Genomic DNA, 14908 nt, shown 5'->3' with positions numbered 1-14908 from the left:
GATAACAAGCCGGAGGGTCCACGGGGTCTACGTGCTGGATCTCGACGAAGACCGCGGGCTGGCGCTGGTTCCGTGGCGGTCGAGTACGCTCTATGTCGTTCTCGCGTGTTCGCTGATGGGGGTGATGGGCGTCTCCCTCGTCAGCCCGGCCCTCCCGGATCTGCGTTCGGTGTTCGGCGTCTCTGACGCCCGGATCGGCCTGGTCATCACCGCCTACACCCTCCCCGGCGTCGTCGTCACACCTTTCGTCGGCCTCGTCGCCGACCGGTTCGGCCGTCGCCGGGTGGTCATCCCTCTTCTCTTCCTGTTTGCCGTCGCGGGGACGGGTGTCGCCTTCGCCCGCACCTTCACCGAGGTGGTGGCTCTCCGTCTGCTCCAAGGCGTGGGCGCGAGCGCGCTCGTCACGCTCGCCGTGACGCTGATCGGTGACGTCTACGACGGCCGCCGTCGTGACGCCGTCATGGGCCTGAACGGGAGCACCGTCGGCACCGGCGCCGCGTTCTACCCGCTTCTCGGGGGCGTGCTCGCGGGGATCCGCTGGAACGCCCCGTTTCTCTTTTTCGGCGTCGGTGCCCTCGTCGGCCTCCTCGCCCTCGTGGCGCTGACCGAGCCGACGAGGACGCCTGCGACCGACGTGCGCACCTACCTCGCCCGCCTGCGAACCGTCGCGGTCCTCCCGCGGGCGCTCGCCATCTTCGCCGCGCTCTTTGCTGCCTTCTTCATTTTCTACGGCGCCGTCCTCACCGTCCTGCCGCTGCTCCTGAGCGACGCGTTCGGCCTCGGAGCCGGTCGCATCGGTGCCACGCTGGCGGCCGTCGCGGCCGCGAGCGCCGCCGTCTCCTCGCAGTACGGCCGACTCGCCGAGTGGCGGTCGCCGCCGGAACTCGTCGCGCTCGGCTTCGTCGCCTACGGCGTGGGACTGCTCGCCGTCCGCCTCTCCCCCTCACCGCTGGCCGTCGGAGCGTCACTGCTGGTCTTTGGCGTCGGCTTCGGCGTCGTCATGCCCTCCGTCGACACCGCCGTCGTTACGCTCGTCGACGACGACCTCCGTGCCGGCGTCATGGGGATGCGGACCAGCGTGTTACGGCTCGGACAGACGCTCGGCCCCGTCGGCTTCACCGCCACCGCGGGGGTCGCCTTCGACTCGCCGCTTCGTGGCTACCGCGTCCTGCTTCTCGCCGCCGGCGTCGCCGCCGCCCTCGCCGGTACGGGCATCTACCTGTCTCTGCGACGCTGATCAGGCCTCGGCCCGCCGCTTCTGCTCGACGGTCACGACCGGCACCTCCGCGTTCGAGAGAATCAGCTTCGAGACGCTTCCGAGCAGAATCTTCCCCAACCCCGTGCGCTTGCGCGACCCGATGACGATGTAATCCGGGTCGATGTCCTCGGCCACCTGCAGGATGTGGTTCGCCGTCCGCCCGGTGGGCAGGTCACGGCGCGTTTGCTCGGGCATGATCCGGAGGTCGACCCCCTCTAGGTCACCGATGACAGAGCGGACGATGTCGCTCACCTCTTCGCGGGCCCCCTCCTCGTCACCGTCCTCGGGGACCACGTGGAGGATCACTAGCTCCATGTCCATGCTCGTCGCCAGGTCGTGTGCCGTCTCCACGACGCCCTTACACCCGGGATCTCTGTCTATCGCCGCCAGTATCACCATACCAACAGTAATTCCTCACAATAATTAAATCACTTTCGACCGCGTCATTCGTTACTACGCCCCAGCCCGTTGCCGGTTCGTGGTATCTCCCGTTCAACGGCGGCCGTCGACGCGCTGTCGGCCGATTCCGTCGGCCGCGCTGGATGGTTATATGACCTTAAGGAATATGGCTTTCATGATAAATCATGCAAAAAGTGCGCCATTCCGCGTTTATACTACCTTCACTATCTTTCATCGGATCGAACATGGGTCAGCGAGTTCATCGAGTTATCCGCGCGTCGACATGCGTCGACGCGTCCCGAGGCATCGACCGTCAGCGGCCCCGACTCCACCTCGACGCGGACGCCCCGACGGGGGGTGTGTGGCGGTGAGTACCGGGTCCGTGGACGCGGCGACGGAGTCGCGTATCTCCGAACCGCCGTCCACGCTGAAGGAGTTTCTGAGCTACATGGGACCGGCGTGGGTGTTCACCGCGTCACAGATCGGCGGCGGCGAGGTGCTGAGCGTCCCGCTCGGCGGCGCCTACCTCGGCATGGAAGGCATCTGGCTCATTCCCCTCATCACGTTCACGAAGATTTTCGGCCAGTACTACCTCGTCCGCTACGGCGTCATGACGGGCGATACGTTCCTCGACGCCCTCTACGAGAAGAGTTGGGCACTGAAGTGGATCTTCTACTACGTGTTCCTGGGCGGCCTGATCTACGCTATCGGGCTCTCGGGCCACCTCGGCGAGACGGCGGGTGCGTTCTTCGAACTGTACCCGGCCATCTCGACGAACCTGTGGATGGTGCTGACGGTGCTAGCCGGCCTCGGCATCGTCATGACGCGGTCCTACGATCTGATCGAGAAGATTGCCACCTCGCTTCTGTGGATCTTCCTCGTGTTGATCGCCTTTGTCTCGCTCAGCACCGCCAACCAGTGGATGAGTGGCCTCGCGGGCGGCCTCATTCCCTCGGTTCCCGGGCAGGTCTCCGGTCTCGGCGTCGGCGGCATGGCTTTCGTCCTCACGATGTTCGGCTGGATCGGTGCCGGCTTCGGCCCGACCGTCTCCTACGTCTGGTTCGCGAAGGACAAGGTGATGGGGATGTTCGAACCCATCGACGACGGCCACGATATCGACAAGTACGACCTCTCCGACGAGGAGATCGACCGTCTCAAGGGCTGGGGCGACATCGTCCTCTGGCAGAACCTACTCTCCTCGGTCATCCTGGCGGTCTTCTCCTTTTTCATGTGGACGGCCGCCGCCGCAACGCTGCACACCCAAGGGATCCAGCCAAGCGGCTTCACCGTCATCCCCGAGATGGCGGCTATCTTCACGACGCAGTTTGGCCAGTGGTCGGCGACCCTCTTCCTGCTGACGACCGTCGCCGCCCTGTTCTCGACGCTCATCGGCCCGCTCTACGGCATGTCGCGGCTCTGGGAGGACGCCTTCGCGCTCCACGGTCTCTTCGACAACTTCGATATCACCCGTGACACCGTCTTCCGCGGGACGGTCCTGCTGTTTGCGGCCATCCCGCTCTCGCTCAACCTGTTGTTCGAGGCGCCGCTCATCCTCTTTGCCCTCTCCGGTGCGCTGTTCGCCCCGGTCATCGGCCTCATGTACCTCTCGGTGATGTACATGTCGTTCGACATCGACATCGACTCGCTCTCGCCGACGCGGCGCTGGGCCGTCGCCCTCGCCATCTTCGCCGGCGTCGTCATGATCGTCTCCGGCGTCTGGGAGGCCCGCGGCTCCATCCAGACGCTGCTCGGACTCTAAGCCGTCTGGCGTCTCGTCGACTGCGCCCACGCGGGTCGGCAACTTTTACGGCATCGGTGGAATATCGTGCGCCATGCGCCAGTCCCCACCGAGTCGCCGACGCCTGTGGCTACGAGACGCGGGTCGACCGCCTCGCCGACGGAGGGCCCGATGACCGACCGCCGCCGGACGCCGGCCACCGAGTTTCGCGCCGACACCGAGGGGGCGGGCGTCGAGATGGCCTACGCCGGACACAACACGTTTCTCAAGGGCGATCCGCAAGATGTCGACGACCTCGCCGCAGACGTGGGCGTCCTCGGCGCCCCCTATGACGGCGCCCTGAGCAACCGCCCCGGCGCCCGGTACGGTCCCGAAGCCCTCCGGCGGGCGAGCGCCTGGTGGGCCTACCTCTCGAACTACAAGGGGGGGCTCACGAACGTCAACACCGGGGCCCAGGTGGACTTCTCCGATTTCTCGGTCGCCGACTGCGGCGACGTTCCCGTCTTTCCCATGGACCGCGAGCGGACGGCGGCGAGCATCGAGGCTCACGTCGCGACGGTGGCCGAGCGGGCGTTCCCGGTGTTGCTCGGCGGCGATCACTACTGCACCTACCCCGCCGTCCGTGGCTTCGCCGAGGGCGCCGGCCACGACACCGTCGGTCTCGTCCAGATCGATGCCCACAGCGACACCGTGACCGAGAGTCCCGTCTTCGGCCAGCACTACCACGGGTCGAGCACGCGACTCGTCGCCGAGAGTCCGTGGTGCGACTACGACCACGTCAGCCAGGTGGGTATCCGCGGCTACGAGGGTCCGAACTTTGCCGAGTTCGTCGCCGAGTCGGGGATCGACTGCTATACGATGCGTGACGTCCACGAACGCGGGATCGAGGACGTGATTACGGACGCCGTCGAGGCTGCCGCCGCGGACGCCGACGCGGTCTATGTCACCTTCGACATCGACGCTGTCGACCCGGGCGTCGCGCCGGGCACCGGCACGCCGGAACCCGACGGCCTCAGCGCCCACCAGGCGCTCCGGACGATGGAGGTCCTCGGCACCCACGACGCCGTCGGTGCCGCCGATCTGATGGAGGTCTCACCGACCCACGATCCGACCGAGGTGACCGGCATCCTCGGTGCCTTCCTCCTCGTGACGCTCCTCGAACGGCAGTTCGCCGAGGGTTAGTCGGCCGCCGCGCGCCGCGCACAGACCGCGGCGAAGTTGGTGATCGTCGCCGTCGCGTTCGCGTCCGCGAAGTCGTACTCGCCCCGCGCCCAGTCGCTCGGGTTGTCCTCGACGCGTTCGGTGAACTCCGGATGATACTGGACCGTCCAGATCGGCGCCGACTCGTGGCGGGTACAGAAGTAGTCGTTGTAGTCGGTCGTCGCGATTGGCTCCATTCCCCGGCCGGGTTCGACGACGAGATCGGCATGCAGGACGGGCACGACGCGCCCGACGCCGTCGAGGACCGGATCGTTCGGTGCCGTCACGTCCATCTCGACGAACGTCGCCCGCCGGTGGTCTTCGATCACTCGCCCGCCGAGGGCGTCGTTGACGAGTTGGTGGCCGAAACAGATTCCCAACAGCGGCACTCCGGCGTCGAGACACGCCGTCACCAGGTCGTGCTGTCGGTCGATGAACGGGTGCCCCTCCTCGTAGACGCTGGCGGTACTCCCGCTGATGATGACCCCGTCGTAGGCGTCCAGGTCGGGAGTCATCGGGTCTTCGGCGTACACGTGATACTCGCCGTCCGGGGTGAGACGGTCGATTTCCGGCCCGAGATACCGGTAATCCGGCTGTACCTCGTCGTCGAGGACGAGTATCGTCATCGTGGGATTCAGGACCCCCGGTATAATAAAGCGTTCCGTGATCGGCTCGTGTTCGAATCGAGCGCGGTACGTTGGACCTCCTCCACGCCGTGAGGAACATTCAAATACTCCGCGTCGCACACGGACAACGATGCAGGCTCATCGAGGGACCCATGACCGGTGACGACGGGACAGAGATGGAGCGGCGCATCGAGTCGGCGGACGTCGACCACGTGTTCGTCGAGTTCGGGGACATCAACGGCCTCTCCCGCTCGAAACAGATCCGGGCGGACTACTTCCTCGACAACTGGCGAGACGGCTTCCCGATGAACATGCTGCTGTTGGTCCAGACCCCCCGGAGCGAGGTGCCGACGGACAGCGGCTTCGGGAGCGAAATCGACTACGGCGACGGCACCGTCCACCCCGACCCCTCGACGTTCCGGCTCCTTCCGTGGCGAGACGACGCCGCCCGCGTTATCTGTGACCTCCACTACGACGGCGCCCCCGCCGCGGCGGCGCCGCGGACGGTCCTCGACACCGTCGTCTCGCGACTCGAAGACGCCTTCGACTACCGGTGGTATCTCGGGAGCGAACTGGAGTTTTACCTACTGAACCCGGCCGAGGGCGGCTACGAACCCGCGACCGACCACAAACACGAGTGTCTCACCTGGGCCACCGAGTCGGTCGCCCCCTTCTACGACCGACTGACCGACTACGCCGACGACTACGGCGTCGATCTGACCTCGCTTCAGCACGAACACGGTCCCGGGCAACTGGAGGTGCTCTTCGACTACGGTCGCCCCCTCGCTCAGGCCGATACCACCTTCGACTTCAAGCGACTGGTGAAACAGACCGCACGCCTCGTCGACCAGCGGGCAACGTTCATGGCGAAACCGTTCGGCGACTGTGAGGGGAGCGGCTACCATATTCACGTCTCCGCGTTCGACGGCGACGAGAACGCCTTCGCCTCCGACGACGGCGCCCTCTCGACGTTCGGCCGACAGTTCGTCGGCGGCATCCTCGAACACGCCGATGCCCTCACCGCGGTCGGGACGCCGACGCTCAACGCGTTCAAGCGGTTCGACCCGGACGGGTTCGCCCCGTACACGGCGTCCTGGGGAGCGGACAACCGCATGACCGGGGTGCGAGTCCCCCAGGGCACCCCGCGAATCGAGAACCGGATGCCGAGCGCCGGCGCGAACCCGTATCTCGTCGCCGCGGCGACCCTCGCGGCCGGCTACGACGGCCTGCGTCGCGAACTCGATCCGGGTGACCCCATCGCGGGCGACCCCATCGGCGAGGCGCCGCGACTGCCGCAGTCACCCGGGGCGGCCCTGCGTGCCCTCGAGACCGATGCGACGCTCACAGAACTGCTCGGCGAGGAACTCGTTCGGGCCTACACGGCGAGCAAGCGGCGAGAACTGGAATCCTTCCGCGAGACGGTGACCGACTGGGAGCGGACTCAGTACGTCGAGACGCTCTAATCCTGTTCTTCGGCGAGTCGCGGTGCGATCTCCTTGAACGCCTCCAGATGCTCGTCGATGTGGCGTTTCTCGTGTTGGACCGATATCGTCCACTGTTGGGACGCGTCGTGCGGGTGGGGGACGACCCCCTGATTGAGCATTCCGAACCAGAAGTTCTCGTGGAACTCCACGTCGACGTGATCGAGGAAGTCGCGGTAGTTCTCGATCCGGCGGTCGGTGAAGGAGACGATCCCCTGAGAGTTGACGTTCTCTACGTGGCCGGTGATGCCGGCGTCTGCCATGATGTCCTCGTAGCCCGCGACGAGTCGCTCCCCGAGGTCGTTGACGTGGTGGTAGGCGTCCTCGGTGAGGACGTCTTGGAGGACCGTCTTGACGACGCGTGCGACCAGCGGGTTCCCGTTGTAGGTGCCGTAGTGGGCGGTGTGATCCTCGATGACCGACATGACCTCCTCGCGGCCACCGAACGCACCCACGGGGAAGTTGCCGCCGATGCCCTTGGCCATCGTCACGAGGTCGGGGTCGACGTCGTAATACTCCGCGGCGCCGCCGGGGGCGATCTTCACGCCCGTCTTGACCTCGTCGAAGATGTAGACGACGCCGTACTCGTCACAGAGTTCCCGGAGACCCTGCAGGAACCCGTCGTACGGCTGCGTGACGCCCTTCGCGAGGACGACCGGTTCGACGATCAACGCTCCGATCTCGTTGACGTGTTCCTCGAGAATCTCCTCGACGGCGTCGAGGTCGTTGAATGGGGCGACCTCGACGGTCTCCGCGATTTCGTCGGGGACCCCGTCGCTCTCGACGACCTTGTTCGGGCGCTTCGGGTGACCGACCTGCCCCGCCGGGGTGGACTTGCTGATGAGGGCGTAGTCGTGGACACCGTGGTAGGCGCCCTCGATCTTCAGGAGTTTGTCCCGCCCAGAGTAGGCGCGAGCGACCCGGATGGCGTGCATCGTGCTCTCGGTGCCGCTGTTCGTGAACCGAACCTTATCCACCATCGACCACCGCTTTTTCAACTCCGCCGCGGCCTCGCCGAGGAGTTCGTGGGGGTGGGTGTACAGCGTGCCATCCGAGAGTTGATCGGCCGCGGCCTCGGTCACCGCAGGGTGGGCGTGGCCGACCATGCCGGCCCCGTTGTTCATATCGAAGTCGACGTAGGCGTTACCGTCGACGTCGTGGAGGTGGACGCCCTCGGCCCGGTCGACGACGAAGGGGTACGGGTCCCAGGCGCGGTAGGTACTCGCCACGCCCGCGGGGACGTCCTCTTTGAGGCGCTCGTAGGCCCTCTCGCTCTCGGCGGTCCGCTCGCGATACCGCGCCTCGTAGTCGCTCCAGAGATCCATACGTTCGGCTAGACCGCTCGAAATTTAAAATTTTGTATCGTGTACTATCTTCAGAGATATTATAGAACTCAGTACATTACTCGATCCGATAGTCGTACGCTGTGTAGAGAGGGCGTCAGTCGGTGAAGTAGTAGCTGACGAGCACCAGCGAGATGCTAAACAGGAGCACGAGGGTACTGATGGCGTTGATGACCGGACTCGTGCCGTGCTGGATCTTCGACCAGATGTAGATGGGGAGGGTGTTTTTCACGCCGCTGGTGAAAAACGCGATGAGGAAGTCGTCGAACGAGAGGGTAAAGGCAAAGAGCGCGCCGCTGACGATGCCGGGCATGAGGATCGGGAGGGTGACACGGCGGTACGTCTGCCACCGACTCGCGCCGAGGTCGCGTGCCGCCTCCTCCATCGCGGGATCGAACCCACGGAGCCGCGAGGTGACGGTAATGAGGACGAAGGGCGTAACGAACACCAACTGTCCGATCATGACCGTCTTCAGCGACGTCGAGATGCCGATGTAGTTGAACCAGTTGAGTAGCGCCACCCCGAGGATGAGACCGGGGATCGTCATCGGGGCGACCACGAGCAACCGATAGAGGCTCTTAAGTCGGAAGTCGTACCGGACGAGGGTAACGGCACCGAGGGTGCCGAGCACCGTCGCGACTGTCGTGACGACCGCCCCGACGTAGAGGCTGTTCACTGCGGCGTCGAGGAGTCGGCTGTTGGCCACAAGCTGACGGTACCACTGAAGCGTGAAGCCGTCCCAGGGGACCGTCGAGAAGTTCCCCTGTTCGAAGGAGAAGACGATGAGGACGACGATGGGCGCATAGAGGAACAGAAAGACCAGCGCCGACCAGGCGCGGATCCAGTTTCGTTCGACGAACCGGACGACCGACGCGACGGAGAACGAGGTTCCCCGCTCGTGTTCCGATTGGGTACTCATTGGAACATCTCCTCCAGGTTGACGTAGCCGAGCAGCGACCACAGGACCCCCACGACGACGATCATCAGAACGCTCCCGAGTGCGGCGCCCATCGGCCAGTCACCGCCGATGCCGAACTCGTAGGCGATCCGCGTCCCCATGAACAGTTCGCCGCCGCCGAGCATCGCGGGGACGATGTACGCCCCCATGCTGAAGATAAACACGAAGATGAAGCCGCCGACGAGCCCCGACAGCGACAGCGGAAGGACGATCCGGCGAAACACGGCGTACCGCGAGGCGCCCAAGTCGTAGGCGGCCTCGATGATCTCGCCGTCGATCTTTTCGAGACTGGAGTACAGCGGGAGGATCATAAATGGCAACCAGAGATACGTCAGCCCGAGCCAGATGGAGAAACTGGAGTTGATGATCCACTCGATGGGCTGGTTTACGACCCCGAGCGCCATCAGCGCGGAGTTGAGGACCCCCTGGGAGCCGAGGATGATCTTCCAGCCGTAGACGCGGACGATGAAGTTCGTCCAGAAGGGGATCATCACCAGCACCGCGAGTTGGTTCTTGTACCGGCCGCCGAACCGGGCGATGTAGTACGCGAGCGGATACGCGATGACGGCCGCCGTCACCGTCGTCAACACCGCGAGCGTCGTCGTGTTCACGAACGCGGTCCGGTTGACGAACTCCGTGAACACCGACAGGAAGTTCCCGATGCCGTAGTTCGGGATCAACACCAGGTCCTCCATGCGCATCGTCGCGATGTAGAACATGATGAGCACCGGGCCGATGAAAAAGAGCAACTCCAGCAACACTAGCGGCCCTGCGGTCACAAGGAGGTCCCGGGAGACCGGAGAGGATTCGAACAGAGACCAACCTCCCCCTGGTTCTTGAGACGTTTGTTCTGACATGGCTCAGGTTAGTGATACTCTGTCCAATATATGTTGTGGTGGCTTCCGACTGTTTGTCCTTCGAGGCCGCCGGTCGTGGTTCCGTCGGCGGCGGCGGCCGAAAGTAGACACGTGGTACGGTGAAACGAACAATACGTGGACTTCATTCATAATTCAGGTATATAATCAGATCTTGTCCGAAACAAGGAGTAAGTATAAGTCGTTAGATTTTGCAGTGTGTGTGTATGACGAACTCCCGGCGGAACACGGGCGAGGGTGATGCATCGAACAGATCGGGTCGTCGTGCCTTTCTGGTTGCGGCGGGTAGCGTCGGAGCCGCGGGGCTTGCCGGCTGTGCCGGGCGGCGAGACGTCGGCGGCAGCGACGGTGGCGACGGCGGCGAGAGCAGCGGTGACGGCGGCGAGGGCGGTTCCACGGGGACGACGACCGGGAACGCCTCCGGGGACGGAAACACGCTGAACATCCTGACCTGGGAGGGGTACGGCACCGACCAAATCGTCAGCGAGTTCGAGAGCGAACACGACGCGACGGTCAACATCAAACTCCTCTCGAGTGACCCCGAGGGGTTCAATACGCTCCAAAGCGGGGGGACCGACACCTTCGACCTCCTGACGCTGAACAACACGTGGGCACAGCGCCACGCACAAGCGGGCACCATCGAACCGCTCGACCCCGCCGACTACCCCGAGCGAGAGAACTTCCTGGAGCGGTTCCAGGAGCCGTTCAGTTCGTTCCGACACGACGGGGAGATGTACGCCCTCCCGACCCGGTGGGGCTGGGACACGCTCACGGTGAACACGGATCAGGTCCCCGAGGAGCATTACCAGTCGTACGAGACTCTCTGGACGGGCGGACCGAACGGGGAGTACGAGGGGAAAATCGGGATTATGGACTGGCCGACGTGGAATATCCCGAAGATTGCGCTCTCGCTCGGCTACCCCGCCTTCGAGCAGACCGAATCCCAGATCGAGGACATCCGGTCGAAGCTCGTCGACATGTTCTCGAATATGAACGCCGTCTACTCGGGAACCAGCGCCATCCGGCAGGCGTTCCTGCAGGAGGACATCGTGATGGCGCCCGTCGGTAACTTCGCGATGAGTCAGCTTCGCGCCGAGGGCAACGATTGGGTCAACGTCGTCATTCCGGAGCAAGGCGGGATGCAGTGGACCGAGGGCCTCTGTATCGTCAAGAACCCGTCCAACCGGGAGCTTGCCGTCGAGTTCCAGCGGAAGATCATCTCCGCGCAGGGACAGTACAACGTCTCTTGGAAGCCTTCCGCGAAGAGTCCGCCGGTCAACACCGACTCCTTCGACATGTTCGACGATAGCCAGCAGCAGGCGCTCATGTTCAACGAGGAAGGGTTCGACGCGGCCGCGGAGATTTCCCAGAACACGACGCCCTACGAGTTCTCACCGATCACCGACACGTGGACCGACCTCTGGACCGAGGCGAAAGCCCGGGCCGGAATCTGAGCGCGGAACCGAACGATCCATGAGTTCACCACAACTATCGGGCGATAGTGAGATGACCGAGGGTACTGTCCAGGGGACCGGCCGAATACAGCTCGAAGGGCTGCGAAAGGAGTACGGCGACGTCCTCGCAGTCGAGGGCATCGACCTCGAGATCAGGGCCGGGGAGTTCCTGACCCTGCTTGGACCGTCGGGGTGTGGCAAGTCGACGACGCTCCGCATGATCGCGGGCCTGGAGACGCCGACCGACGGCGACGTGTTCATCAGCGGGAACCGCTCGACCCCGCTCTCCGCGAACGAGCGCGACACCAGCATGGTGTTCCAGGAGTGGGCGCTGTTCCCGCACATGACCGTCAAGGAAAACGTCGCGTTCGGTCTCGAGATGGACGGCGTCCCGGCCGACGAGCGCGACCAGCGCATCGACGACATCCTCGAACTCGTCGAACTCCCGGACTACCACGACCGGCGGGCGACGGAGCTTTCGGGCGGCCAGAAACAGCGCGTGGCCATGGCTCGGGCGCTCGTCCGTGAACCCGACGTGCTCCTTCTCGACGAGCCGTTGGCGAGTCTCGACCGGAAGCTCCGCCAGCACATGGAGGTCGAACTGAAGAAGATCCAGGAGCAACTCGGCATCACCTTCCTCTATGTGACCCACGATCAGGAGGAGGCGCTGACGATGAGCGACCGGATCGCGGTCATGAACGACGGGCAAATCGAGCAGGTGGGCGAGGCCAGCGAGGTGTACGAACACCCTCAGACGACGTTCGTGGCGAACTTCCTCGGCGAGACGAACCTCTTCGAGGGAACCTACGAGGCCGGCGACGACACCGGCATCATCAGGACCGACGGCCTCGACGTCACGGTTACGGCTGCCGCCGACGCGGACGGCCGGTCTGCGGCGGTCGCCGTCCGTCCCGAACGGGTCCAGTTGGCCGACGGCGCCGAGACGCTGAACACGGTCAACGAGTGGACCGGCACCATCGAGGACGCCATCTACAAGGGGTCGATCCAGCAGTACCACGTCGACGTCGGTCCCCTCGAACTCCACGTCGAGCGACAGATCAACGAGACGACCCGTGCCTTCGACGAGGGTGAGACGGTAACCGTCGGCTTCCCCGCCACTTCCGGGGAACTCATCTTCGAATAAACGTCGTCTCACTCAGCCGCCGAAGGATGAACCTCGTCCAAGAATTGGAAACCTTGATGTCGGGAGGGGTCGATGTCGATTTCAGACGGACTGCGGTGAACGTGACGACGCCTCTTCGACAATGGACGAGAAAGACATTCGTATTCTGAAGACGGTGGCGGCGGAGGGCATCACGAGCCCGGATCGTATCCAAGAACACACGGGAATTCCGAAATCGACGGTTCACTACCGCCTCGACCAACTTCGCGAGCGGGGCGTCCTAGAAAATGACCTCGGCGACATGGATCTCTCGGAGCTTGGTCTCGATATCACGGTCATCAGTGAGGTGTACGCCGAGTTCGACGAGGGATACCACACGATTGTCGGCGAGAAACTCTCCGAAATCGAAGGGGTAAATCAGGTGTATTTCACCATGGGCGACACCGACTTCATCGTCGTCTCCCACGTCACGAGTCGGGAGATGGTCGAGACGCTGATCGAGGAGTACGAGGCCATCGACGCGATCCGACGAACGAGTTCGCGGTTCGTCATCGCGACGGTCAAACGCGAGCCGTATCCGATCAACGACTTCGGGACCGAGGCGCTGGTCGACACGCTTGTCGACGACTAATTGTATTTTGTTCTAACATCCGAACGTAATCTGAATAGCCTCCGTATCGGAAGCCTTCGAGGGGACACACAACAACATTTATTGATAGCACAGAACAGTCTCCAACCATGATACACGACACCGGCCCGCTACTGACGCTCGATGTCGGGGCACGCGAGACGACGACGGCCGACATCGACACGGTCCAAGAGCGGTACATCGGCGGTCGTGGCGTCGGGACGCGACTGGCTCACGAGCGCATCCCCTTCGACGTCGACCCACTCGGCCCGGAGAACCGACTCGTGTTCACCACGGGACCGATGCAGGCCTCGACGATGAGTTTCACCGGCCGGATGAACTGCACTGGCGTCTCGCCGCTGACTGACGGTCTGCTGTCGAGCAACGCCGGCGGGTTCATGTCGCGGAACTTCACGGCCACGGGCTACGGCGCCATCGAGATTGCGGGGGCGAGCGACGAACTGTTGGCGATTCACGTCCGTGACGACGGCGTCGAGTTCGAACCCGTCCCCGGTCTCGCGGGGGCGACCGTTCCGGAGACGGTCGACTATCTCGAAACCGAACACGGGATCACCGCCGATCAGACGGCGGTCATCGGCCCGGCGGGCGAACACGAGGTTCGCTTTGCGTCCATCATGACCTCCGAGGAACGCGCCTTCGGCCGCGGCGGTCTCGGTGCCGTCATGGGAGCGAAAAACGTCAAGGCGATCACCGTCGACGGCGACGCGAAACGAGACATCGACATCGACGCGACCCAAAACGAGGTACACCGCGAGGCGGCGACGGCCGACGACATCATGAAACGGCAGGGTACCGTCGCGGTGATGGAGTTGGCCAACGAAGTCGAGGGACTGCCCTCCTACTACTTCTCCGAGCGGCAGTTCGAGGGCGTCGACGGAATCGACGGCGCGGCCGTCGAGTCGAAAAAGTACAAGAAAGGAACCTGTTCGGCCTGTGCGTTCGCCTGCAAGCTCCCGACGAAAGACGAGGCACGCGGCGTCGAGACGGAAGGCCCGGAGTTCGAGGTGGCCATGGCCTTCGGGTCGAACTCCGGCGTCGACGACATCGTCGACGTGATGAAATCCAACGAGCTCTGTGACCGGTACGGATTGGACGCCATCTCCGCGGGCAACACGGTTGCGGCCTATCTGGCGGCGAACGACGCGTTCGGCGACACTGAGTTGATCCACGACACCGTCGAACAGATTGCCTACCGCGAGGGCGTCGGAGACACGCTCGCGGAGGGCATCGACCGGGTCCACGACGACCTGGGCGTCGAGAACTGGTCGGTCAAGGGGATGGACTTCGCCGCCCACGAAGGGCGCGTCCTCAACGGTCAGGGACTCTCCTACGCCGTCGCCAACCGCGGCGCCGACCACATGTACGCGACGTTTTACTCGGTGGAGTACCCGCTCGTCGACGAGGATCAGGCTCTGGAGCCGTCGGGGACGCTCGGCAAGGCCGACACGCTCGTCCACCGTGAGAACCTCATGGCGCTCAACGACAGCGGCGTCGTCTGTAAGTTCTCCCGGCAGTACATGAACCCCGACCGCTACGAACGGCTGTTCGACGCCGACTTCGCGGACCTCCTCGCGGTCGGGGGCCGCGTGGTCACCCTCGAACGTCACTTCAACAACCAGCGAGGGTTCGACCGCGAAGACGACCAACTCCCCTACGAACTGCCCGAGTTCGACCGGGCGCTCGACGAGTACTACGACCGCCGCGGGTGGGAAGATGGGATCGTTCCCGAGGAGGCGCTCCCGGCGGACTATCGCGCGACGACCGCCGAGGCCTGAACGCGAACAGGTTCGTACACGGTCCACTT

The 14908-nt window shown here is 64.2% G+C and carries 13 protein-coding genes; 8 read left to right on the top strand and 5 right to left on the bottom strand.

Annotation, left to right across the window (positions count from 1 at the left end; all coding sequences use genetic code 11):
• The first annotated feature begins 31 nt into the window (after positions 1-31).
• Positions 32-1237 (top strand): MFS transporter, encoded by a 1206-nt coding sequence (locus NO878_RS09750; protein ID WP_256405798.1) that lies wholly within the window; start codon positions 32-34, stop codon positions 1235-1237.
• On the opposite strand, the gene NO878_RS09745 is transcribed toward NO878_RS09750, so the two are convergent.
• Entirely contained in the window at positions 1238-1657 is a 420-nt protein-coding gene (locus NO878_RS09745; RefSeq protein ID WP_256405797.1) for a universal stress protein, read from the bottom strand.
• Between the two features lie 367 nt (positions 1658-2024).
• Here NO878_RS09745 and NO878_RS09740 point away from each other — a divergent pair, with 367 nt between their 5' ends.
• Together NO878_RS09740 and NO878_RS09735 are read left to right on the top strand one after the other, a co-directional pair.
• Positions 2025-3416, top strand: coding sequence for an Nramp family divalent metal transporter (locus NO878_RS09740; protein WP_256405796.1), 1392 nt, complete (start codon positions 2025-2027; stop codon positions 3414-3416).
• 150 nt (positions 3417-3566) lie between these two features.
• Positions 3567-4577, top strand: coding sequence for an agmatinase family protein (locus tag NO878_RS09735; RefSeq protein WP_256405795.1), 1011 nt, complete (start codon positions 3567-3569; stop codon positions 4575-4577).
• On the opposite strand, the gene NO878_RS09730 is transcribed toward NO878_RS09735, so the two are convergent.
• Positions 4574-5221 (bottom strand): type 1 glutamine amidotransferase, encoded by a 648-nt coding sequence (locus NO878_RS09730; RefSeq protein ID WP_256405794.1) that lies wholly within the window; start codon positions 5219-5221, stop codon positions 4574-4576. The genes NO878_RS09735 and NO878_RS09730 overlap by 4 nt on opposite strands.
• Positions 5222-5373: 152 nt before the next feature.
• Between NO878_RS09730 and NO878_RS09725 the strand changes: the two genes are divergently transcribed.
• Positions 5374-6684 (top strand): glutamine synthetase family protein, encoded by a 1311-nt coding sequence (locus NO878_RS09725; protein WP_256405793.1) that lies wholly within the window; start codon positions 5374-5376, stop codon positions 6682-6684.
• Here NO878_RS09725 and NO878_RS09720 read toward each other — a convergent pair.
• From NO878_RS09720 to NO878_RS09710, 3 genes are all read right to left on the bottom strand, one after another.
• Positions 6681-8027, bottom strand: coding sequence for an aspartate aminotransferase family protein (locus NO878_RS09720; RefSeq protein WP_256405792.1), 1347 nt, complete (start codon positions 8025-8027; stop codon positions 6681-6683). The genes NO878_RS09725 and NO878_RS09720 overlap by 4 nt on opposite strands.
• 115 nt (positions 8028-8142) lie before the next feature.
• Positions 8143-8964 carry an ABC transporter permease gene (locus NO878_RS09715; RefSeq protein WP_256405791.1) on the bottom strand — a complete coding sequence of 274 codons (822 nt, stop codon included), beginning with the start codon at positions 8962-8964 and terminating at the stop codon, positions 8143-8145.
• A complete protein-coding gene (locus NO878_RS09710; RefSeq protein WP_256405790.1) occupies positions 8961-9860 on the bottom strand; it encodes an ABC transporter permease in 900 nt (299 codons plus the stop codon). Before NO878_RS09710 ends, NO878_RS09715 begins: the two co-directional genes overlap by 4 nt.
• A 224-nt stretch (positions 9861-10084) precedes the next feature.
• On the opposite strand from NO878_RS09710, the gene NO878_RS09700 reads away from it, so the two are divergent.
• The 4 genes from NO878_RS09700 to NO878_RS09685 all read left to right on the top strand — a co-directional run bounded on the left by NO878_RS09700 (position 10085) and on the right by NO878_RS09685 (position 14879).
• A complete protein-coding gene (locus NO878_RS09700) occupies positions 10085-11332 on the top strand; it encodes an ABC transporter substrate-binding protein (RefSeq protein WP_305882669.1) in 1248 nt (415 codons plus the stop codon).
• Positions 11333-11384: 52 nt separating this feature from the next.
• On the top strand, positions 11385-12476 hold the full coding sequence (locus NO878_RS09695; protein WP_256405789.1) for an ABC transporter ATP-binding protein: 1092 nt from the start codon (positions 11385-11387) through the stop codon (positions 12474-12476).
• 121 nt (positions 12477-12597) lie between these two features.
• Entirely contained in the window at positions 12598-13086 is a 489-nt protein-coding gene (locus NO878_RS09690) for an Lrp/AsnC family transcriptional regulator (protein ID WP_256405788.1), read from the top strand.
• Positions 13087-13193: 107 nt separating this feature from the next.
• Entirely contained in the window at positions 13194-14879 is a 1686-nt protein-coding gene (locus NO878_RS09685; RefSeq protein WP_256405787.1) for an aldehyde ferredoxin oxidoreductase family protein, read from the top strand.
• The last annotated feature ends 29 nt before the right edge of the window (positions 14880-14908 follow it).

The sequence above is a fragment of the Haloplanus ruber genome, from assembly GCF_024494725.1.
Classification (GTDB): domain Archaea; phylum Halobacteriota; class Halobacteria; order Halobacteriales; family Haloferacaceae; genus Haloplanus; species Haloplanus ruber.
This window is presented reverse-complemented; position numbering and strand designations above follow the sequence as displayed.

Excerpts from the sequence above, each read along its gene's own strand:
- NO878_RS09735 (WP_256405795.1), top strand. The coding sequence starts at position 3,567 with ATGACCGACCGCCGCCGGACGCCGGCCACCGAGTTTCGCGCCGACACC.
- NO878_RS09715 (WP_256405791.1), bottom strand. The coding sequence starts at position 8,964 with ATGAGTACCCAATCGGAACACGAGCGGGGAACCTCGTTCTCCGTCGCG.
- NO878_RS09710 (WP_256405790.1), bottom strand. The coding sequence starts at position 9,860 with ATGTCAGAACAAACGTCTCAAGAACCAGGGGGAGGTTGGTCTCTGTTC.
- NO878_RS09690 (WP_256405788.1), top strand. The coding sequence starts at position 12,598 with ATGGACGAGAAAGACATTCGTATTCTGAAGACGGTGGCGGCGGAGGGC.
- NO878_RS09685 (WP_256405787.1), top strand. The coding sequence starts at position 13,194 with ATGATACACGACACCGGCCCGCTACTGACGCTCGATGTCGGGGCACGC.
- NO878_RS09695 (WP_256405789.1), top strand. The coding sequence starts at position 11,385 with ATGACCGAGGGTACTGTCCAGGGGACCGGCCGAATACAGCTCGAAGGG.
- NO878_RS09745 (WP_256405797.1), bottom strand. The coding sequence starts at position 1,657 with ATGGTGATACTGGCGGCGATAGACAGAGATCCCGGGTGTAAGGGCGTC.
- NO878_RS09730 (WP_256405794.1), bottom strand. The coding sequence starts at position 5,221 with ATGACGATACTCGTCCTCGACGACGAGGTACAGCCGGATTACCGGTAT.
- NO878_RS09700 (WP_305882669.1), top strand. The coding sequence starts at position 10,085 with ATGACGAACTCCCGGCGGAACACGGGCGAGGGTGATGCATCGAACAGA.
- NO878_RS09720 (WP_256405792.1), bottom strand. The coding sequence starts at position 8,027 with ATGGATCTCTGGAGCGACTACGAGGCGCGGTATCGCGAGCGGACCGCC.
- NO878_RS09725 (WP_256405793.1), top strand. The coding sequence starts at position 5,374 with ATGACCGGTGACGACGGGACAGAGATGGAGCGGCGCATCGAGTCGGCG.